Here is a 19626-nt window from a genome sequence, read left to right as displayed (position 1 = left end):
CCCGAAGCCGGGGCAGCGTTCCCGAGGGTCCCTGCGCGGGAGGCGTGCGTGAGCACCGGCCTCGATACCTTCGACAAGACGATCAACGTCACGAATCAATGGCTCGATGAGATCGAGGCGGCGATCGGCCCCGGCCGGCCCGTTGCCTGGCGCGCCCTCGGCGCCGTGCTGCGCGCGCTCCGGGACCGTTTGCCGGTCGAGCTCGCGGCCCATGCCGGCGCGCAGCTGCCGCTGATCGTCCGCGGCCTCTACTACGAAGGCTTCGACCCCACGGACATGCCGCGGAAGGACCGCAACCTGGACGGCTTCCTCGCCAATGTCGCGGAGGCGATGCCGGGTGTGGAGGCTGTGCGGCCCGTCGATGCCACCCGTGCCGTCTTCCGCGTCCTGTCGCACCGGATGGATCCGGGGCAGGTCGGAAAGATCGTGAATGCCCTGCCGGCGCCCGTCCAGGACCTCTGGCTCGGCGTGGCCGCCGTCGCGTTCCCGGGCAGCGACCATGACCGGCGGACCTGACGCCGACCTCTCGCGCGCCGTGGCCGCCGCCGCGGTGCCGCTGCCCGAACTGGACGACCCGGCCTTCGCCGCTGCGGTGGACCGCTATGCCGACGCCCGCGTCGTCCTGCTGGGCGAGGCCAGCCACGGCACCGCCGAGTTCTACCGCGCCCGCGCCGCCATCACCCAGCGCCTGATCGAGCGGCACGGGTTCCGCATCGTCGCCGTCGAGGCCGACTGGCCCGACGCCGCCGTGCTGGATCGCTATGCCCGCGGCTTGCCGCGGCTGGACGGCGCCGACCCGCCCTTCGCCCGATTCCCGACCTGGATGTGGCGGAACACGGAGGTCGCGGCCTTCCTGCGCGGGATGCGCGACTGGAACGAGGGCGATCCGCCGGGCGAGCGCGCCGGTTTCTTCGGGCTCGACCTCTATAACCTCTCTGCCTCGATCCGGGCTGTGCTCGACTACCTCGACCGCGTGGACCCGGAGGCCGCCGCGGTGGCGCGGGAACGCTACGGCTGCATCGCGCCGTTCGCGGAGAGGCCGGAGCTCTACGGACGGTCGCAGCGTGCGACGGCCCTCGCGAAATGCGAGGACGCGGTCGCCCGCACCCTGCGCGACATGCTGGAGCATCGCGGAAGCTACGGTGGCGAGGGCGACGAGTTCCTCGACGCGACCGCCAACGCGCGGCTCGTGCGCGACGCGGAGGGCTACTACCGCGCGATGTATGCGGGCGGCGCGGAGAGCTGGAACCTCCGCGACCGCCACATGTTCGAGACGCTCTGCACCCTGCTCGAATCCCGCGGTCCCGGCGCGAAGGCGGTGGTCTGGGCGCACAACTCCCATATCGGCGATGCCGCGGCGACGGAGATGGGCTGGTCCCGCGGGGAGCTGAACCTCGGCCAGCTCTGCCGCGAACGCTTCGGCAGCGCGGCCGCCCTGATCGGCTTCGGCACCCATGCGGGTCACGTGACCTGCGCGACGGACTGGGACGGGCCGACGGAGGTCAAGCGCGTGAACCCCTCGCGCCCCGGCAGCGTGGAGCGGGTGATGCACGACACCGGCTTGCCGCGCTTCCTGCTGGATTTGCGGGACGACGTTCCGGATGGGCTCTCCGCGCCGCGGCTCGAGCGCTTCATCGGCGTGATCTACCGGCCCGAGACGGAGCGTTGGAGCCACTACATGGAGGCCGCGCTGCCCCGGCAGTTCGACGGCTGGATCTGGCTGGATGAGACGTCGGCCGTCACGCCGGTGCCCGGGCCCGAGCGGCCGGGGGCGGAGGAGACCTTCCCGACGGGCTTCTGACCCCGCCGCCCTTGCCGGGGGTGGCCGCGGCTGGCACTCACGCGCCCCGTGAGCGACCCGAACCTCAATCCCGCCCTGCTGCCCGCAGGCCTGGCCGACCTGCTGCCCCCCGCGGCGGCGCGGGAGGCGGCCCTGGTCGAGGCGATGATGGCGACCTTTGCCGGTCACGGCTACGAGCGCGTGAAGCCGCCCCTGCTGGAGTTCGAGGAGGGGCTGCTCGCCGGCTCGGGCGCCGCGGTCGCGGACCAGACCTTCCGCCTGATGGACCCCGTGTCGCAGCGCATGATGGGCCTGCGTGCCGATATCACGCCCCAGGTCGCGCGGATCGCAGCGACGCGGCTGCGAAATGCGCCGCGGCCCCTGCGGCTCTCCTATGCCGGGCAGGTGCTGCGCGTTCGGGGAACGCCGTTGGCCCCCTCCCGCCAGATCCCGCAGGCCGGCATCGAGGTCGTCGGCGTGGACAGCGCGGAGGCCGATGCCGAGGTCGCCTCGGTCGCCGTGGAGGCCCTGGCGGCGCTTGGCATCACCGACGTCGCGCTGGACATCACCCTGCCGCAGATGTCGCCGGCGCTGCTGGACGCCGCTGGGCTGGCCGGGGAGGCGAGGGGCCGCCTGGCCCGCGCGCTCGACCGCAAGGATGCGGGCTCCGTCGCGCGCCTGGCGGAGCAGGCGGGGCCGCCCGCGGTCTTCCTGCCCGGCCTGCTGGCCGCTGCCGGCCCCGCCGACGGCGCCCTGGCCGCGCTGCGCAACGTCGCGCTGCCCGAAGCCGCGCGTGCCATCGCCGACAACGCCGCGGAGGTCGTCGCCGCCATCCGCCGCCGCGTGCCCGACCTGCGGATCACGCTGGACCCGGTCGAGTTCCGGGGCCTGCAGTATCATGTCGGCGTGGCCTTCACGCTCTACGGGCCCGGCCGCACCGGCGAATTGGCGCGCGGCGGCCGGTATCTGTCCGGCGAGGAACCGGCCACGGGCATGACGCTCTATCCTGACGCCGCGATGCGTGCGGCGCCGCCTGCGCCGGAGCCGCGCCGCGTCTTCCTGCCGTTCGGCGCGGACGCGACGACGGCGGCGACGCTGCGCGGCGCGGGCGACGTCACGATTGCCGCGCTCTCCCCGGCCGACACGGCGGCCGGCCTCCTCTGCACCCACGAACTGCGCGGCGGCGTCGCCGTGCCCATCGAAGGTTAGGCTCATGGCGAACGTGGCGGTCATCGGCGCCCAATGGGGCGACGAGGGCAAGGGCAAGGTCGTGGACTGGCTCGCCAGCCGCGCCGACATCGTCGTGCGCTTCCAGGGCGGGCACAATGCGGGCCATACCCTCGTCGTCGGGAACCAGACCTATAAGCTGAGCCTGCTGCCGTCCGGGGTCGTGCGCGGCAAGCTCGGCGTGATCGGCAACGGCGTGGTGCTCGACCCCAAGGCGTTGCTGGACGAGATCGCGCGCGTCGGCGCGCAGGGGCTGGAGGTCGGCCCCCACAACCTGCGTATCGCCGAGAACGTGCCCCTGATCCTGCCGCTGCACCCGGCGCTGGACCGCGCGCGAGAGGTGGCGCGGGGCGCAAACGCGATCGGCACCACGGGCCGTGGCATCGGCCCGGCCTACGAGGACAAGGTGGCGCGCCGCGCCATCCGCCTGTGCGACTTGGCGGAGCCCGAGACGCTGTCGCGCAAGCTCGACGAGCTGCTGCTGCACCACAACACGCTGCTGCGCGGCTTGGGTGCGGAGGAGTTCACGAAGCAGGCGCTGCTGGACGAGTTGACGGCACTGGCGCCGAAGCTCTTGCCCTTCGCCGAAGCGGCGTGGGAACGCCTGGACGAGGCGCGCCGCGACGGCAAGCGCGTGCTGTTCGAGGGCGCGCAGGCCGTGATGCTCGACGTCGACCACGGCACCTATCCCTTCGTGACGTCGTCGAATACCGTCGCCGGCAACGCGGCGGCGGGCGCCGGGATCGGACCGGACGCGATCGGGCGCGTGCTGGGGATCGCCAAGGCCTATACGACGCGCGTCGGCGCCGGGCCCTTCCCGACCGAGTTGCACGACGACACCGGCAAGCTGCTGGGCAGCCGTGGCCACGAGTTCGGCACCGTCACCGGCCGCCCCCGCCGCTGCGGCTGGTTCGACGCGGTGCTGGTGCGGCAGGCCGTGAAGGTCGGGGGCGTCGGGGGCTTGGTGCTCACGAAGTTGGACGTGCTCGACGGCCTGCCCGAACTGAAGGTCTGCACGAGCTACCGGATCGGCGGCCCAGGGGGGGGAGGTCATGCGCCGCATGCCGGCTGGCGCCGCCGCCCAGGCCGCGGCGGAGCCGGTCTACGAGACGATGCAGGGCTGGTCCGGCTCCACCCGCGGCGCCCGGTCCTGGGCCGACCTGCCGGCCGAGGCGGTGAAGTACGTTCGCCGGATCGAGGAACTGGTCGAGGCCCCCGTCGCCCTCCTCTCCACCTCGCCGGAGCGGGACGACACGATCGTCGTCAGCGACCCCTTCGCCGGCTGACAGCGGGTCGCGGGCTCCGGCCCGCGACCGACGCGACCAATCTTCACGGCCCGGTGAGTTTCCGCCCCCCCGTTCCGGCGGCATGTTGCGGATACCCTCCAAGGAGACGACACAGGATGCTTCGTCGCGCCCTCTTCGCCCTCGCGCTGCTGCTGCCCGCGGTTCCTGCCGTCGCGCAGACCGACCCGTCCTTTAACCTCGTCAACCGCAGCGGCGAGACGATCAACGAGATCTATGTGTCCTCCGTCCAGGTGAACTCCTGGGGCCAGGACCTGCTGGGCGCGAACGTCCTGGCGAACGGCCAGACCTTCGCCGTCCGCCTGCCGAACGGCCAGTGCGAGAACGACATCCGCGTCGTCTACGCCTCCGGCCGCAACGAGGAGCGGCGCCGCATCAACACCTGCCCGCTGAGCGAGGTCGTCTTCGGCAACCAGCAGCCCCAGGCCGGCGGCCAGGGCGGCAAGAGCGGCGGCCAGCCCGCCGCGACCGCGCAGGGCAACCCGTCCTTCAACCTCGTGAACCGCACGAACAAGACGATCCAGGTCGTCCGTGCCTCCCTCGCGACCGAGAACAACTGGGGCGAGGACCGTCTCGGCACCGCCGTGATCCCGCCGGGCGGCACCTTCGCCATCCGCCTGCCTCAGGGCGATTGCGTCTACGACGTCCGCATCGAGTATGCGGACAACACCGCGGAGGAGCGTCGCCGGGTGAACCTGTGCGAGATCTCCGCGATGACGGTGCCCTGACGCGGCACGCCGCTTGGATGGCCGTCATCCATGGATGACGGCCACACGACCCACCGGCACGACATCGCCGGGCTGCGCGCCGCGCTGCCCGGCCTTCCGTTCGAGGACGATCCGGCGCTGGTGCGCCAGAGGTCCCGCGATTTCTTCTGGTTCTCCCCGATCCTGAACCGCATCCTGCGGAACAAGGCCGCCGACATCGTCGCGCGCCCGCGGGACGAGGCGGAAGTCATCGCCATCGCCGCGGCCTGCGCGCGCCTGCGCATCCCCGTCACGGTCCGCGGGGCGGGGACAGGCACCTACGGCCAGGGCGTGCCGGAGCGGGGCGGCGTGCTGCTGGACCTGACGGCGCTTGACCGCGTCCACTGGGCCGATCCGGCGCGGGGCGCCCGGGCCGGGGCCGGTGCCCGCATGATGGCGGTGGAGGACGCGGCGATCGCCGCTAGCGGCGAACTCCGCATGCACCCCTCGACGAAGCGCATGGCGACGATCGGCGGCTATTTCTGCGGCGGCTCCGGCGGCATCGGCTCGCTTCCATGGGGCGGGCTGCGCGAGCCCGGGAACATGCGGGGTGCCCGTGTGGTCACGGTGGAGGAGACGCCGCGCGTCCTCGAACTGCGCGGAGAGGACTGCAACCTCGTCAACCGCACCTATGGCAGCACGGGGATCGTGACGGAGGTCGAGGTCCCGCTCGCGCCGCATCGGGACTGGCGCGATGCCGTGGCCGCCTTCCCCGATTTCATGGCGGCCGCGCGGGCTGGCGATGCGCTCGCCCGTTCCGACCTGGGCCCGAAATTCTGCGACGTGCTGGAGGATACGGCGGCGATCGGCCTGCCCCCCGTGCTGGGAGAGGAGGCAGCGCCGCCCGGCGCGCACCTGCTGCTCGCGATGCTGCCGCCCGAGATGGAGGCCGCCTTCGCCACGCTGGTCGCGGATCGCGGCGGTCGCGTGACCCTATGGGCTAACAGCCGGGAGCGGGAGTCCGACCCCGACGCCACGCCAGTCTACGAATGCGCCTGGGGCCACACGACGCTGCACGCGCGGAAGGTGGACCGGTCGCTGACCTACCTGCAGACCCTCAACCCGCCGGGCCGCGTGCTGGAGGCCGTCGAATGGTCCTGGCGCCACTTCGGCGGGCGGGAGATGCCGATCCACCTCTGCTTCATCCGCTACGAGGGCGAGGTCGCCGCGAACGGCGCGCACCTGCTCCGCCTGCCTGCCGATGATGCGGCGGCCCGCGCGCGCCTCGCCGAGATCATCGCGGCGCACGAGGCCGCCGGCATCCCCGTCGCCAACCCCCACGTGAACACGCTGGAAGATGGCAGCCGCCACAAGCGCGTCCCGGGCGACCAGCTCGGCTTCAAGGCGTCGGTGGACCCGCACGGGCTGCTGAACCCGGGGAAGATGGCGTCCTACGTGCCGGTCATCCCCTGACCGCCCGGTTCCCGCAACGGCGGGGCCCGCGCTAGCCTCCGCCGCAAGAACCGGAGGAACGACCATGATCCGCATCGGGCGCCGCACGGCCCTGGCAGGGCTGGCTCTCACGACGACCGCCCGCGCGCAGGATGCGCCCTGGCCGTCAAAGCCCGTCCGCATCATCGTCCCCTCCGCGCCCGGGGGCGGCGCCGACTTCACGGCCCGCGTCTTCGGACGGTTCCTCGAGCGCCGCGGCCAGCCCGTCGTCGTGGACAACCGCCCGGGCGCCGGCGCGGTGATCGGGACGGACGCCGCGAAGTCGCTGCCGGCCGACGGGCATAACTTCGTCCTGGCGACCAATTCGACCCATGCCGCCAACCCCTTCCTGTTCCGCCGTCTTCCCTACGACCCCATCCGCGACTTCGACATGGTCGGGATCTTCGGGACCTATCCTGCGATCCTCGTTGTCCCGGCCGACTCCCCCATGCGGAGCGTCGCGGACCTGATCGCGAAGGCACGCGAGACGCGGGATGGCATCTTCTTCGGCTACTATTCGTCTTCCTCCCGCGTCCCGGCGGAACTGCTGCGGCAGGCGACGGGCACGGCGATGCAGGGCGTGTCCTACCGGAACGTCACGCAGATCCTCACGGACCTGCCGCAGGGGCAGATCGCCTTCGCCTTCCTCGATGCGCTCTCTGCCGCCCCCGCCCTGCAGGCGGGCAGCCGCGTGCGGCCGATCGCGCTCAGCGCGCCCCGCCGCGAACCGCGGCTGCCTGACCTGCCGGCTGTCGCGGAGACGGTGCCGGGCTTCGCCATGGAAGGCTGGATGGGCCTCGCCGCGCCGGCCGGAACCCCGCCCGCCCTGCTCGCCCGCGCCAACGCGGCCGTGGCGGACACCGTGGCCGAGCCAGAGGTCCGGACCCTTCTCGCCGGCCAGGGCCTGACGCCCGGTTCGCTGGGCCTGGAGGAGTCCCGCGCCTTCCTGACCGCCGACACCGCCCGCTGGCGCGAATGGGTCCGCATCGCCGGGATCGAGCCAGAGTGAGCGCTGCGGCGGGGCGGGGCTTTCTGCACCTGCCCGCATCCTGGGGCAGCGCGCCGCCCGTGCTGCTGGTCCACGGGGCCTATCACGGCGCGGGGTGCTGGGACGGTTGGCGCGACGCGCTCGCCGCGCGGGGCGTGCCCGCGGCCGCCCTGGACCTGCGCGGCCACGGTGCGCTCGCATCCAGCGGTCTCGACCCGCAGACGGGGATCCTCGACTACGCAGCCGACGTCGCGGCGGCCGTAGCCTCGCTACCGAGGCAGCCGGTGCTGGTCGGGCACTCGCTCGGTGCCCTCGTCGTGCTCGTCGCCGTCGCGACCCTCGGCGCGCGCGTCGCGGGCCTCGTCCTCGTCGCGCCGTCGCCGCCGGGCAACCTGCCGGGCGTCGGCGCGGTGCCCGCCGTGCCGGAGGGCGCCCCCTTGCCGCCTCCGGGGAGGCCGACGCCGTCGCCCGCTGGATGGGCGGCCTGACGCCGCCGGAGGCGGTGTTGCGCCCCTGGCTCGCCGGCCTCTGCCCGGAAAGCCCGCGTGCCATGAACGAACGCTACACCCTCCTCGTCACGGCAGACCCCGCGCATGTGACCGCCCCCGTGCTGGTGATGGAGGCCGGCCGGGACGACCGGCTGCGCCACCCGCCCGGGCAGGACGACGCGCTCGCCCGCTTCCTCGGCGGCGAATACCTGCTGCTGCCCGATGCGCCGCACTGCCTCATGCTCGGCGAATGGTGCGACCCGTCGGCCGGGGCGATCGCCGACTGGATCGGGCGGCGCCTGCCGGCCTGAACCGGCCCGCTCCTTGCTTCGAGGGCGGAACCACCGCCGAAGCAGGGATGACCGGGATGACGACCGCCACCATCGGGCGCCGCGCCGCCCTCGCCGCCACGATCGGGGCGCTGGCTGCCCCGCGCCTCGCCACCGCGCAGGCGCCGCACCGCGTCCGCTTCACCTTCGACTGGGCGCTGCACGGCGCCTATGCCTTCGGCGTCGCGGCCGAGCGCAACGGCATCTTCCGCAAACACAACCTGGAGATGCCGATCAACCGCGGCTTCGGCTCGGGCCGCGTGCCGATCGACATCGCGGCGGGCACCTACGACCTCGGCTTCGGCGACCTGACGCCCATGCTACGCTTCATGGCGGAGAACCCCCAGCGGGAGCTGGTCTGCGTCGGCGTGCTCTACGACCAGTCGCCGTCCTGCTGCACGGTCCGCGCGGACGGGCCGATCCGGGAGCCGAAGATGCTCGAGGGCAAGACCCTCGCCGCGCCGGAATTCGACGGCGGACGGCAGATCTTCCCGGTCTTCGCGCAGGCGGTCGGGATCAATCTCTCCTCCATCACCTGGATGAGCGTCGCGCCCGACCTGCGTGAGCCCATGCTCGTGCAGCGCCGCGCCGACGGGATCACGGGCTTCATTACCTCGACCGGCCTATCGTTGAAGGCGCTGGGGATGGACTGGCCGGCGCAGCGCATCTTCCGCTACCGCGACTTCGGCCTGCCCTTTTACGGCTCGGGCCTCGTCACCACGCGCGCCTTCATGCGGGAGAAGCCGGAGGCGCTGCGCGCCGCCATCGCCGCGCTGACGGAAGGCATGATCTGGGCCTACAAGAACCCCGCCGCCGCCATCGAGCAGCTGAAGGCCCGCGAATCGCTCACCGACGTCGCGATCGAGACGGAGCGGCAGCAGGTCGCCTTCAACGAGATGATGCTGAGCGACGAGGTCCGGCAGCACGGCCTGTCCTACGTCACCGCGCCGCGGCTGCAAGCGCAGATCGACGCGATGGCCGCGGCCTTCAACCTGACGGCGCAGAAGCCGAGCGTCGCGACGGCCTTTACGGACGAGTTCCTGCCGCCGCGCGACGCCCGGATGCTCTGACGCCTCAGCCCGCTTCGGCGAGCAGGGCGCGGAGGTCGAGGCGGCGGGTGTACATCTCGATGTTCCCCGCCGTGTCACGCGGCCAGTCCTCGCGCGGGCGGTCGCGGTAGAGTTCCACGCCGTTGCCGTCGGGATCGCGGAGGTAGATGGCCTCGGACACGCCGTGGTCGGATGCGCCTTCCAGAGGCACGCCCGCCTCCATGACGCGCCGCAGGGCCCGCGCCAGGCTGGCACGGTCCGGGTAGAGCATCGCCACGTGGAACAGCCCCGTCGTGCCGGGCGGGGGAGGGGACCCGCCGAGGCTCTCCCAGGTATTGAGCGCGATGTGGTGGTGGTAGCCGCCGGCCGAGAGGAAGACAGCGCCGGGGCGGCTCGCGGTGATCTCCAGCCCGATCACGTCCCGCCAGAAGACCAGGGCGCGGTCGAGGTCAGCGACCTTGAGATGCGTATGGCCAATCGTCAGGCCGGCAGGGGCGACGTAGCGGGACGCAGGGGTGGGGAAGGGGGCTTCAGGCACGGCGGTGGTCTCCTCTGACGCGACGAAGATGGGGCCGCGCGCGGGCGTGATCCAATCGCGCCTCGTGATGGGGCGCATCGGTCGAGCCCATGTGGCAGGTTCCTGCGCCACCAGACGGGGACGATGCGATGACCGAGGACTCCCGCACCGGCGCGCCGGGCTACGAGGCGCCGAGCGACGCAGACAAGGGACGGGTGGAGGGCGGCCAGGTCCGCTTCCCCGAATGGCGCGGAACGGTCGAGCCGCCCTCCGCCCCGCCCCCTACGCCGACACCGCCGGGCGAGCGGATCGGCTTCGCCATCGTGGCGCTCGGTCGCATCAGCGTGGAGCAGGTCCTGCCCGCCTTCGGCGAATGTTTGCACGCCCGCGCGACGGCACTGGTCACGAGCGACGTTGAGAAGGGCCGCGTCATCGCACGGCAATACGGAATCCCCGACGAAGCCGTCTTCGCCTACGCCGATACCGAACGCCTGCGTGAACGTTCCGACGTGCGCGCCGCCTATATCGGCCTGCCCAACGGCATGCACCGCGAGTATACGGAACGCCTCGCCGCCATCGGCCTGCCCGTCCTCTGCGAGAAGCCCATGGCCAATACGCCCGAGGAGGCGGAGGCGATGGTCGCGGCCTGCGCCAAGGACGGCGTACCGCTGATGATCGCCTATCGCTGCCAGTACGAGCCCTTCCACCTCGCCGCGCGGAAGATGGTCGAATCCGGCGAACTTGGACGGCTGCGTTTCGTCGAGGCGACGAATGTCCAGTCCGGCGGGGGCGCGGACCAGTGGCGCTATTCCGGCGCGCTGGCGGGCGGCGGAGCGCTGCCGGATATCGGCCTCTACTGCCTCAACTCCACGCGATTCCTCGTCGGCGAGGAGCCGGAGAGCGTGACCGCGATGGCCTATTCCCCGCCGGGCGACAAGCGGTGGGAACGCGTGGAGGAAAGCATGGCCTTCACCTTGCGCTTCCCCTCCGGCGTGATCGCGTCCTGCCTGACCTCCTACGGCGTCTTCAACAAGAAGTCGGTCACGCTGCACTTCGAGGCGGGGACGGTGGAGGTCGAAGACGCCTTCTCCTACCACGGGGCGCGGTTCTGGGTGACGCGCCGCGACGGGGACGTCGCGATGCGGGCAGAGCGTAAGATCGGCGCGAAGAATCATTTCGCGCAAGAACTCGACCACTTCGCCGTCTGCGTCCGCGACGGTACGCCGCCCAAGACGCCGGGCGAGGAAGGGCTGCGCGACCAGCGGATCATGGCCGCGCTCTACCAGGCCGCGGCCGAGGCGCGTCCCATACCGGTGTAGCGCAACAGCGACTCCGCCCCGGCGTTCTCCCGCATTCTCGGGGAGAGCCGACATGGCGATGGATCGGGGCGCCTCGCGGCGCGGATTGCTGCGCGCGACGGGCTGGACGGCGGCCGGGGTGGCGCTGGGCGCGGCGGGCGCGCCCGGCTACCCGCCGCCCGTCGAGCGCGACGTCGGCCGTGTGGAAGGCGGGCGCGTCACCTTCCCCGAATGGCGCGGCGAGGCCGAGCCGCCCTCCCAGCCGCCGCCGCAGCCCCGCCCGCCGGGCGAGCGCGTGGGCTACGCCATCATCGGCCTTGGCCGGATCAGCCTGGAGGAGATGCTGCCCGCGTTTGGCGAGTGCCGGGAAAGCCGGCCCGTCGCGCTGGTGACCGGCAGCCCCGAGAAGGGCAAGGCGGTCGCGCGCCAGCACGGCATCCCGGAGGACGCGGTGCTGCCCTACGAACAGTTGGAACGCTTGCGCGACCGGCCGGACGTCCAGGCCGCCTACGTCGCGCTGCCCAACGCCATGCACCGCGAGTACACCGAACGGCTCGCGGCCATCGGCAAGCACGTGCTCTGCGAGAAGCCGATGGCGACGAGGGTCGCGGACGCCGAGGCCATGGTCGCCGCCTGCGCCGGCGCCAATGTCAGGCTGATGATCGCCTATCGATGCCAGTACGAGCCGTACAACCGCGCGGCGATCGAGATGGTCCGGAACGGCGAACTCGGCCGTCTCCGCTTCATCGAAGCCACGAACGTCCAGGTCAACGGTCCCGCGCCGCAATGGCGCTACAGCAAGGCGCTGGCCGGCGGCGGCGCGATGCCCGATGTCGGGATCTACTGCCTCAACGCCGCGCGCTACCTGACGGGCGAGGAACCGGAATGGATCTTCGCCAGCCTCCGCCGCGGCGACACGCGCGACCCGCGCTTCGCGGAAGTCGAGGAAGGCGTGGCCTTCGGCGTCCGCTTTCCCTCCGGCGTCATCGCGAACTGCGTCACTTCCTACGATGCGTTCAACGACAAGACGCTGCGCCTGATCTTCGAGCGCGGCATCGTTGAGATGCCCGACGCCTTTTCCTACGAAGGCCAGCGGATGCAGGTAAGCCGGCGCGAGGGTCAGGTCGCCGCGCGTACGGAACGCAACATCCGCCACAGGAACCAGTTCGCGCTGGAGGTAGACCATTTCTCGCAATGCGTGCGGGAGAATCGGCAGCCGCACACGCCGGGCGAGGAGGGCGTGCAGGACCAGCGGCTGATGGAGGCCATCTATCGGTCGGCCGAGGAGAACCAGCCGGTGCGGACGCCCCGACCGCAGCAGGCGACCCGCGGCCCCACGCCGGGCGCGGCCTGAAACGAGGAAGGGCGGCGGGTTGACCCGCCGCCCTTCCGATCCGGTCTCCGCCGTGCCTCAGTGGTCGGCGACGGCGAGCCTGCGCTCCACGATCTGCTGCTTCATGTTCTTCTGCAGCTTCTCGAAGGCGCGCACCTCGATCTGGCGCACGCGCTCACGGGAGATGTTGTACTGCTGCGACAGCTCCTCGAGCGTCGTCGGCTCGTCCTTCAGGCGCCGCTCGATCAGGATGTGGCGCTCCCGCTCGTTCAGCGACTTCAGCGCGTTGTCGAGGAGATGGCGGCGGTTGGACATGTCCTCCCGCTCCGCCAGCTCGCTCTCCTGGCTCTCGGTATCGTCCACGAGCCAGTCCTGCCACTCGCCCTCGCTGTCCGCGCGGATCGGCGCGTTGAGCGAATTGTCGGGCGAGGCGAGGCGACGGTTCATGGAGACGACGTCCTGCTCCGGAACCTGCAGGGTGTGCGCGATCTTCGCCACCTGCTCCGGCTTCAGGTCGCCTTCCTCCAGCGCGGCCATCTGGCCCTTCAGGCGCCGCAGGTTGAAGAACAGCTTCTTCTGCGCGGCCGTGGTGCCCATCTTCACGAGCGACCAGGAGTGCAGGATGTACTCCTGGATCGCGGCGCGGATCCACCACATCGCGTAGGTCGCCAGGCGGAAGCCGCGGTCCGGATCGAACCGCTTCACCGCCTGCATCATGCCGACATTGCCTTCGCTGATCAGCTCGCCGACGGGCAGGCCGTAGCCGCGATAGCCCATGGCGATCTTGGCGACGAGGCGCAGGTGCGACGTGACGAGCGCGTGCGCCGCCTTCTCGTCGCCGCTGTCGCGCCAGCGCTTGGCGAGGTCGAGCTCGTGCTCGGCCGTCAGCATCGGGAACTTGCGGATCTCCTGCAGGTAGCGGGAGAGGTTGCCCTCGGGGGCAATCGGGATACTCAACGCGGAAGCCATGGACGCATCTGCCTCCTGTGCCGGCCGGGTCGCCCCCGAAATCGGCGGGGACCCGCGCGGCGGTCTCGGCACGGGGGATCCGTGCCTCTCTCCGCCGTCAGGGCCCCCCAGGGTCGAAACCGGGATGTCGGGCCTAGAACGCCGTCCCGCGCCGAGGTTTGCGGTGCGGAACGCCTCGTTCCGGATACCCGCGGAAGCGGCACCCGGACGTGGAAACTGGAGTGGTTGTAATCTTAGGCGCCGCGGAAGGCAAGGAAAACCCTACCGTCACGGTACGGTTACCCCAGTTACAAGGGCGTCACACCGCTTGGTCCAGAGCGGCGATGAGCGCCGCCATGTCGGGTGGCACGGGGGAGGAGAAGGACAGCTCTTCCCCCGTCACGGGATGCCGGAATGCGAGCGTCGCGGCATGCAGCGCCTGCCTCGGGAAGGAGAGGAGCACGTCACGGGTCGCCTCCGGCAGCCCGCGCGATGCCGTCGGTGTGCGGCGCAGGTAGACGGGGTCACCGACGAGGGGATGGCCGAGATGCGCCAGGTGCACGCGGATCTGGTGCGTCCGCCCCGTCGCCAGCCGGCAGCGCAACAGCGCACACGCGGTGCCCCAGGCGCGCTCGGTGACGTAGCGCGTCAGGGCATGCTTCCCGCCGCGCTGGACCACCGCCATCCGCTTCCGGTCGGTCGGGTGGCGGCCGACCGGGGCCTCGACTTCCCCGGCGGCGGGGGAAGGGAGGCCCCAGGCCAGGGCCAGGTAGGCCCGCTCCAGGTTGCGCTCGGCGAAGGCCGTGGACAGTGCCTGATGCGCCACGTCCGACTTCGCCACGACCATCACCCCGCTCGTGTCCTTGTCCAGCCGGTGCACGATCCCCGGCCGCTTCTCGCCGCCGATCCCCGACAGCTCGTCGCCGGCATGGGCCAGGATCGCGTTGACCAGCGTGCCCTCCGCATGACCTGGCGCGGGATGGACGACGAGCCCGGCGGGCTTGTCCAGGACAATGAGGTGCCGGTCTTCGAACAGGATCGCCAGGTCCATGGCCTGGGGCCGCGGCGCCGCGGCTTCCGGCGGCGGCACGTCGAGGCTGTAGCCGGCGCCGGCCCGCAAAGCCTCCGCGGGCTCGCGCACCGGCACCCCGTCACGTCGGGCGTGCCCCGCCTCGATCAGCGCCTTGACGCGGGACCGCGACAGGCCGCTTAGGGCCGCGAGCGCCCGGTCCAGGCGCTCGCCGGCCTGATCCGGGCCCGCGACGAACGAGAAGCGCCCTCCGTCCGGGGGCTGTCAGGGGTGCCGTTGCGCGCGCTGAAGGTGCTGGTCGTGGTCATGGGGGTGCTGATCGTCGCGGGCACCGTGACGCTCGGCGTCCTGATCGTCCAGCGCATGGGCGCGGCCGCCCCGACGACGGCTCCCGTCTCCGTCGGACTCGGCCAGCCCCCAGGGACCCGCATCCTTGGCGTCGCGCCGGGGGCCGAGGGCAGGATCGTCATCGCCCTATCGCGCCCCGATGGCGATCGCCTCTTGATCCTCGACCCACGCAGCGGCCGGATGCTCGGGGAGATCCGGGCCGGCGAATGATGGCGCACCGCAAGCCGCACCTCCCCAACAAGACCTGCGTCGCCTGCGGCCGCCCCTTCGCGTGGCGGAAGAAGTGGGCGCGGGAATGGGAGAACGTGCGCTACTGCTCCGACGCGTGCCGCAGCGGCCGGCACCCGGCCGCCGGCAAGGGGGTGCTTGATCGTGGGGACCGAGGCGGCTAGATGCTGCCTGCCGGCCATGTCCCCTTCGTCTAGAGGCCTAGGACACCGCCCTCTCACGGCGGCAACACGGGTTCGAATCCCGTAGGGGACGCCAAGTTTTTCAGTGGTTTAGCCAGGTTCTCCACAGATGATCTCCGATATCTTCTCCGATATCGGTTTCGGGCTGGCCCTCGCGGCTATGCTCGCTACGCTGAGCGCAACATGATCGACCCTGGAACGGCGCTCGCCTTCGCGCTCTTCGAGAACCGTAACGTTTTCGCGCTCGTACTGGGGAGCGGCGTGTCGCGAGCGGCAAGCATCCCCACCGGGTGGGAGGTCATCTTGGACCTCTCGCGCCGCCTGGGGCACCTTGAGGGAGTTGGAGAGCAACCGGACTGGGCAGCCTGGTACCGGGGGCGCTTCAACGAAGAGCCTAGCTACGCGCGCCTCATCGACGCGCTAGCGCCTACGAAGGCTGAGCGCCGCTCCATCCTCCACACAATGATTGAGCCATCGGCCGAGGACCGCGAGGCAGGACGTAAGGTTCCGACGAAAGCGCACCGTGCGATTGCCCGACTAGTTCGCGACGGCTTCGTGCGCGTAATCATCACGACCAACTTTGATCGGCTGATGGAGAGCGCTCTGCAGGCCGAGGGCGTGGAGCCTACGGTGATCCGCTCGGACGATGACCTACAAGGCGCGATTCCGCTCATTCATGCCCGATGCTTTGTCCTGAAAGTGCACGGTGACTATCTCGACGCTCGCCTTCGGAACACGGAGGGAGAGCTCGAGACCTACTCTCCAGCGCTCGACGCTCTCTTGGATCGCATCATCGATGAGCACGGCCTAATCGTCTGCGGTTGGTCGGCGGATTGGGATACCGCGTTGCGCGCAGCAATCACGCGAGCACCAAGCCGACGCTTTCCGCTCTTCTGGGCTAGCAGGGGAGAGCCGTCGCGCATCGCTAGCGACGTCATCGCCGCGCGAGCCGGTCGGGTAATCCGGATCGCTGACAGCGACAGCTTCTTCGAAGACCTGGAAAGAAAGGTAGCTGCGCAAACGGCACTTCAGCGCCCGAACCCGCTGAGTGTCGAACTGCTTGCTGCGGCAGCCAAACGCTATCTCGCGCGTCCTGAACACAGGATAGAGCTTGCGGATCTAGTTCGAGATGAAGCGCGTCGGGCACGAGAAGCCATCAAGGGCGCTGGCTTCAGCGCAGATGTAGCCTGGATCCCTGATGAGTTTCAGCGCCGTGTGCAGCGATATGAAACGGCGATGGCACCCCTGCTTCGGCTGTTCCTACTTATGGGGCAATGGGGCGACGATAGCGAACAAAGCCTCACGCAAGACACGATCCGCGCGTTTACCGCGCTTCCATCTCTCGGCGGCACCACGATTTGGGTTGGATTACGCCTCTACCCCGCCGTTCTTCTGATGTATGCGTATGGCATCGGACTCGCGAAGGCGCGTCGCTATTCGGCGCTGCTGCGCTGGCTCTCCACAGCCTTTAGGCCGGTTGCGCATACTGAGCCAGAACTACTGGTTCAAAGGCTCTTCCTCAGCTCGTGGGCAGACATGGACCAGAATGCTTGGAAGTCTCTTCCGGGATTCGATCGGCGCAAGACCCCGATAAGCGATCATTTGCTCGAGGTCTTCCAGCCTGTGCTGGAGCGTGAGCTGGTGGGAGAGGATGCTACAACCTTCGCGTTTGAGACTTTCGAAGTCCTGAGCTCGTCGGCATATCTGACCCTCGGCGTCGATGAAGTTAGACTGCAAAATGCAATGGCGAGTAGCGGATCGGACGCGTGGGTATGGGTGCCGGTAGGACGGAGCGCTTGGAACAGCGAAGTCCGAAACGCCATCTTTGCGGATATGAACGAGCCGGAAGTTTGTGCGGCCCTGCTGAAGGCTGGCTTCTTCCACGCCTCAGGCAATTTCATGACCCTCGCTCTCGACAATCTGCGTCGCGTAATGGGCAAGTTTAACTTCTGGTAGCTCCTATCGGCGAGGTTCATCAGCAGGACGCAATGGATGCCAAGTCTACGCCCTCCCGCCCCGCATTCCCTCCCGCGTGAGCGTCAGCAGCTCGCCGCCCGGGGCCGCGACCATGACGCCCGTCACCATCGGCCTGCGATCCGTCTCCAGGGCTGCCGCGGCAGCAGCGACGGTGCCCGCCCGCGTGCCGTCGTGGCGGACGTAGGACGTCCCTGGCGGGGCAGGGGCGCGGGCCGCTACCAGCCGATCCATCAGCGCCTCGGCCGTTGCCTCATCCGCGACGAAGAGCGCGACGCACCGGCCCCACGCCAGGTCCTCGGCAATGGCACGGGCCTGCCGGTTGTTCGGCCAGGACCGGCCCGGCGCGAGGACGTACTGGCCGTGCGGTGCGTCGGCGGCGCGAAGAGGGGTAAGGCAGACCGCATAGCCGCCCTCGACCTCAATGCGCGCGACCGTGCACCCGGCCGGGGGACGAATGATCATACCAGCCCCTGCGCCGCGAGTTGCACAGGAAGCCGATCCATCAGCGCACGGCCGAAGCCGTCGGCGATCCCCCGCGCGTCTGTCGCTGCCGTCTGAACAGTCACGCTACCGATGGTGAGCTCTGTGCTGGTGCTGCGCGACGAGTTGTTGATCGTCGCCGCGTTGCGCGCCGATGCGGTCAGGCCAGCGCCGCCACGAAGGGCTGGGTCCAGTCCGGAGAGGTCCCATTGCCGAGGGGGCGCGGGGGCAACGGCCGGCGGGCGTACCCGTGGGTCATAGCCGGGCGGCCAGGACGGGTTGCGGCCCGGTTCCTCTGCGGCCTCGGGGCCGGCCGGCAGCGCAGGGCGAGCGGGCTGGGCGGCCCGAGGTCGGATTCGGAGGTCGGGCAGGAAGTTGGACGCGGTCAGCCCGCGCGACAGCGCTTCCGCGTTGCGGGCCGCCTCGTCGCGGCCGGGCCGAAGCCACCGCCGCGACGCGATCTCCCCCGCTTCCCGCGCTTCCCGCGCGGCGCGCAAAGCGCGCCCGGCAGCCGCCTCGGGACCGTTCTCGGACAACTCCCACTCGGCGAACTCGAGCTGCTCCTGAAGCGTCGTCTCACGGGGCATCCGGCCGCCGTACCTCTGGCGGAAGCGTTCAAGCCGCTCCCCGTTCCACTGCCCGATTCCATGCGACCGTCCGCCGTCTCCCGCGCGGATCTGAGGATTTACCCCGCTCTCATGGTGAAGATTGGCGACCAGCCCGGCCGCCTGCTCAGGGGTGTAGCCGCGCCCGACAAAGAAATCGTACGCCGTCCGGTGATTGTCTTCGACGCGGTCAGACCCGGCGCCTGTCCCACCGAAAGCGTTCCACTCGTACGTCCGACGCATGAAGTCGCCAACCCCGCGCGCCCCCGGCGATGGGGCGGTTGGTGAGACCATGGCAGTTTCACCGGTAAGTGCGTCAGCCGTACTCAGCGAGGCGGCATTCGCTTGGCCGGGGAGGATGCCGAGGAATTCGAGCAACCGTCCGAGAGCACGCACCACTTCACCCACCTGTCGCCCGAACGCCGCAAGGTCCTGCTTGAAGCGATCCCCGCCGAGGTAGGCCCCAAACTCCCGCAGGGCGTCGTTGACCTTGTCCAGAAGAGGCCTGGCCGTCTCGCCATTCACCCATGTCGTCAGGTCGGTAAGGCCCTTCAAGACGGCTGAGATCCCGGGCTCCAGCCCCAGCCGGAGAGCCCGCCATGTCGTCTCGATCGCCTGGTTCAGGTTCAGCCACGCCTCGAGCAGGCGCTGTCCCGCCTCGGCCTGCTGCTGCGTAACGGTGCCGAGCCGCATCTGCTCGCCGAACCGACGCTGGAACTCCGCCGGCGCCATCTGCGCGAAGCCCGACACCTCAGCCCCAAGACCCAGGTCGTTCAGGATCGTCGCGTGCTCGCGCACCGGGCGCCGACGAAGCGCCTCAATGACGTCCTTGTAGATGTCCTCCGACGAACGCTGCCGGCCCTCGTCGTCCGCCAGCCGAATCCCAAGAGCGCGGTAGGCGTTTGGCAGGGGATCGCCGCGCAGGACGAAGCCCTGGATCTGGTTTTGGATCGCCGAGAGCGACCCTGACACGCCCTCCCGCGTCCCGCCGACCCGCTCCGCCATCTGCTGGTAGGCGTTGAGCCGGTCTGTCGCGATGCCGAGGGTCCGGGCAAGCCGCCCGACCGCTGCGTCGCCGGCCGCCGCCTCGCGGGAGAAGTGCGACAACACCCGCTCGCCGGTCACGTAGGCGAAGAACCCTGCCGCGGCCGTGCGCACCTGGTTGTAGAACTCGGCAGCTTGCCTGCCGCGTCGCTCCAACTCCTTCGCCGTGTCCTCCGAATCCTTCCGGAGCTTGAGAAGGCTCGCCGCGGTGTCCTTCTGACCCTTCGTGAAGCCTGAAGGATCGAGGTTCAGGCTGACGATCAAGGCGTCGATGACGGTCGCCATGGTCCTACG

General features: G+C 70.5%; 19 protein-coding genes, 1 tRNA gene and 1 pseudogene. 16 read left to right on the top strand and 5 right to left on the bottom strand.

Going from position 1 to position 19626, the window contains the following annotated elements:
• The first annotated feature begins 48 nt into the window (after positions 1–48).
• The 10 genes and pseudogenes from ACE7GA_RS01575 to ACE7GA_RS01530 all read left to right on the top strand — a co-directional run bounded on the left by ACE7GA_RS01575 (position 49) and on the right by ACE7GA_RS01530 (position 9363).
• Entirely contained in the window at positions 49–516 is a 468-nt protein-coding gene (locus ACE7GA_RS01575) for a DUF2267 domain-containing protein (RefSeq protein ID WP_376094668.1), read from the top strand.
• Positions 500–1801 (top strand): erythromycin esterase family protein, encoded by a 1302-nt coding sequence (locus tag ACE7GA_RS01570; protein WP_376094665.1) that lies wholly within the window; start codon positions 500–502, stop codon positions 1799–1801. Before ACE7GA_RS01575 ends, ACE7GA_RS01570 begins: the two co-directional genes overlap by 17 nt.
• A 48-nt stretch (positions 1802–1849) precedes the next feature.
• Complete coding sequence (locus tag ACE7GA_RS01565) at positions 1850–2989, top strand: ATP phosphoribosyltransferase regulatory subunit (protein ID WP_376094662.1); 1140 nt, start codon at positions 1850–1852, stop codon at positions 2987–2989.
• Between the two features lie 4 nt (positions 2990–2993).
• Positions 2994–4293, top strand: a pseudogene (locus tag ACE7GA_RS01560) (adenylosuccinate synthase).
• 116 nt (positions 4294–4409) lie between these two features.
• The gene (locus ACE7GA_RS01555; RefSeq protein ID WP_376094659.1) at positions 4410–5039 is read left to right on the top strand and encodes a hypothetical protein; all 630 of its coding nucleotides are present in this window, start codon (positions 4410–4412) and stop codon (positions 5037–5039) included.
• A gap of 30 nt (positions 5040–5069) precedes the next feature.
• Positions 5070–6470 (top strand): FAD-binding oxidoreductase, encoded by a 1401-nt coding sequence (locus tag ACE7GA_RS01550; protein WP_376094656.1) that lies wholly within the window; start codon positions 5070–5072, stop codon positions 6468–6470.
• Between the two features lie 64 nt (positions 6471–6534).
• On the top strand, positions 6535–7497 hold the full coding sequence (locus ACE7GA_RS01545; protein WP_376094653.1) for a Bug family tripartite tricarboxylate transporter substrate binding protein: 963 nt from the start codon (positions 6535–6537) through the stop codon (positions 7495–7497).
• Positions 7494–7964: an alpha/beta hydrolase gene (locus ACE7GA_RS01540; protein ID WP_376094650.1), complete on the top strand. Its 471-nt coding sequence runs from the start codon at positions 7494–7496 to the stop codon at positions 7962–7964. Before ACE7GA_RS01545 ends, ACE7GA_RS01540 begins: the two co-directional genes overlap by 4 nt.
• Positions 7952–8275: a hypothetical protein gene (locus tag ACE7GA_RS01535; protein WP_376094647.1), complete on the top strand. Its 324-nt coding sequence runs from the start codon at positions 7952–7954 to the stop codon at positions 8273–8275. Before ACE7GA_RS01540 ends, ACE7GA_RS01535 begins: the two co-directional genes overlap by 13 nt.
• Before the next feature lie 56 nt (positions 8276–8331).
• Complete coding sequence (locus tag ACE7GA_RS01530) at positions 8332–9363, top strand: ABC transporter substrate-binding protein (protein ID WP_376094644.1); 1032 nt, start codon at positions 8332–8334, stop codon at positions 9361–9363.
• Positions 9364–9367: 4 nt separating this feature from the next.
• On the opposite strand, the gene ACE7GA_RS01525 is transcribed toward ACE7GA_RS01530, so the two are convergent.
• Positions 9368–9880, bottom strand: a complete 513-nt coding sequence (locus tag ACE7GA_RS01525; RefSeq protein ID WP_376094641.1) for a VOC family protein — start codon at positions 9878–9880, stop codon at positions 9368–9370.
• Positions 9881–10008: 128 nt separating this feature from the next.
• Between ACE7GA_RS01525 and ACE7GA_RS01520 the strand changes: the two genes are divergently transcribed.
• Both ACE7GA_RS01520 and ACE7GA_RS01515 read left to right on the top strand, forming a co-directional pair.
• Positions 10009–11178 (top strand): Gfo/Idh/MocA family oxidoreductase, encoded by a 1170-nt coding sequence (locus ACE7GA_RS01520; RefSeq protein ID WP_376094638.1) that lies wholly within the window; start codon positions 10009–10011, stop codon positions 11176–11178.
• Between the two features lie 52 nt (positions 11179–11230).
• Positions 11231–12511: a Gfo/Idh/MocA family protein gene (locus ACE7GA_RS01515; protein ID WP_376094635.1), complete on the top strand. Its 1281-nt coding sequence runs from the start codon at positions 11231–11233 to the stop codon at positions 12509–12511.
• Positions 12512–12568: 57 nt separating this feature from the next.
• On the opposite strand, the gene rpoH is transcribed toward ACE7GA_RS01515, so the two are convergent.
• Together rpoH and ACE7GA_RS01505 are read right to left on the bottom strand one after the other, a co-directional pair.
• Positions 12569–13459 carry an RNA polymerase sigma factor RpoH gene (gene rpoH / locus ACE7GA_RS01510; RefSeq protein ID WP_376094632.1) on the bottom strand — a complete coding sequence of 297 codons (891 nt, stop codon included), beginning with the start codon at positions 13457–13459 and terminating at the stop codon, positions 12569–12571.
• A gap of 298 nt (positions 13460–13757) precedes the next feature.
• Positions 13758–14672, bottom strand: coding sequence for an RluA family pseudouridine synthase (locus ACE7GA_RS01505; protein ID WP_376100558.1), 915 nt, complete (start codon positions 14670–14672; stop codon positions 13758–13760).
• A gap of 72 nt (positions 14673–14744) precedes the next feature.
• On the opposite strand from ACE7GA_RS01505, the gene ACE7GA_RS01500 reads away from it, so the two are divergent.
• The 4 genes from ACE7GA_RS01500 (at position 14745) to ACE7GA_RS01485 (ending at position 17182) form a co-directional block, all read left to right on the top strand.
• Complete coding sequence (locus ACE7GA_RS01500) at positions 14745–15026, top strand: DUF6476 family protein (protein WP_376094629.1); 282 nt, start codon at positions 14745–14747, stop codon at positions 15024–15026.
• Positions 15023–15208 carry a DUF2256 domain-containing protein gene (locus ACE7GA_RS01495; protein ID WP_376094626.1) on the top strand — a complete coding sequence of 62 codons (186 nt, stop codon included), beginning with the start codon at positions 15023–15025 and terminating at the stop codon, positions 15206–15208. Before ACE7GA_RS01500 ends, ACE7GA_RS01495 begins: the two co-directional genes overlap by 4 nt.
• An 18-nt stretch (positions 15209–15226) precedes the next feature.
• Positions 15227–15302: transfer RNA gene (locus tag ACE7GA_RS01490), tRNA-Glu, on the top strand.
• A gap of 107 nt (positions 15303–15409) precedes the next feature.
• Positions 15410–17182, top strand: a complete 1773-nt coding sequence (locus ACE7GA_RS01485) for an SIR2 family protein (RefSeq protein WP_376094623.1) — start codon at positions 15410–15412, stop codon at positions 17180–17182.
• Between the two features lie 45 nt (positions 17183–17227).
• On the opposite strand, the gene ACE7GA_RS01480 is transcribed toward ACE7GA_RS01485, so the two are convergent.
• Both ACE7GA_RS01480 and ACE7GA_RS01475 read right to left on the bottom strand, forming a co-directional pair.
• Complete coding sequence (locus ACE7GA_RS01480; protein ID WP_376094620.1) at positions 17228–17665, bottom strand: hypothetical protein; 438 nt, start codon at positions 17663–17665, stop codon at positions 17228–17230.
• Positions 17662–19617, bottom strand: a complete 1956-nt coding sequence (locus ACE7GA_RS01475) for a phage tail tip lysozyme (protein ID WP_376094617.1) — start codon at positions 19615–19617, stop codon at positions 17662–17664. Before ACE7GA_RS01475 ends, ACE7GA_RS01480 begins: the two co-directional genes overlap by 4 nt.
• Between the last annotated feature and the right edge of the window lie 9 nt (positions 19618–19626).

This window comes from Roseomonas sp. CCTCC AB2023176, from assembly GCF_042259275.1.
Taxonomy (GTDB): domain Bacteria; phylum Pseudomonadota; class Alphaproteobacteria; order Acetobacterales; family Acetobacteraceae; genus Roseomonas.
Note: the sequence above shows the minus strand (reverse complement) of the source record. Positions and strands in the feature narration are given on the sequence as shown.

Excerpts from the sequence above, each read along its gene's own strand:
- ACE7GA_RS01570 (WP_376094665.1), top strand. The coding sequence starts at position 500 with ATGACCGGCGGACCTGACGCCGACCTCTCGCGCGCCGTGGCCGCCGCC.
- ACE7GA_RS01555 (WP_376094659.1), top strand. The coding sequence starts at position 4,410 with ATGCTTCGTCGCGCCCTCTTCGCCCTCGCGCTGCTGCTGCCCGCGGTT.
- ACE7GA_RS01550 (WP_376094656.1), top strand. The coding sequence starts at position 5,070 with ATGGATGACGGCCACACGACCCACCGGCACGACATCGCCGGGCTGCGC.
- ACE7GA_RS01545 (WP_376094653.1), top strand. The coding sequence starts at position 6,535 with ATGATCCGCATCGGGCGCCGCACGGCCCTGGCAGGGCTGGCTCTCACG.
- ACE7GA_RS01535 (WP_376094647.1), top strand. The coding sequence starts at position 7,952 with ATGGGCGGCCTGACGCCGCCGGAGGCGGTGTTGCGCCCCTGGCTCGCC.
- ACE7GA_RS01530 (WP_376094644.1), top strand. The coding sequence starts at position 8,332 with ATGACGACCGCCACCATCGGGCGCCGCGCCGCCCTCGCCGCCACGATC.
- ACE7GA_RS01520 (WP_376094638.1), top strand. The coding sequence starts at position 10,009 with ATGACCGAGGACTCCCGCACCGGCGCGCCGGGCTACGAGGCGCCGAGC.
- ACE7GA_RS01515 (WP_376094635.1), top strand. The coding sequence starts at position 11,231 with ATGGCGATGGATCGGGGCGCCTCGCGGCGCGGATTGCTGCGCGCGACG.
- rpoH (WP_376094632.1), bottom strand. The coding sequence starts at position 13,459 with ATGGCTTCCGCGTTGAGTATCCCGATTGCCCCCGAGGGCAACCTCTCC.
- ACE7GA_RS01495 (WP_376094626.1), top strand. The coding sequence starts at position 15,023 with ATGATGGCGCACCGCAAGCCGCACCTCCCCAACAAGACCTGCGTCGCC.
- ACE7GA_RS01485 (WP_376094623.1), top strand. The coding sequence starts at position 15,410 with ATGATCGACCCTGGAACGGCGCTCGCCTTCGCGCTCTTCGAGAACCGT.
- ACE7GA_RS01480 (WP_376094620.1), bottom strand. The coding sequence starts at position 17,665 with ATGATCATTCGTCCCCCGGCCGGGTGCACGGTCGCGCGCATTGAGGTC.
- ACE7GA_RS01475 (WP_376094617.1), bottom strand. The coding sequence starts at position 19,617 with ATGGCGACCGTCATCGACGCCTTGATCGTCAGCCTGAACCTCGATCCT.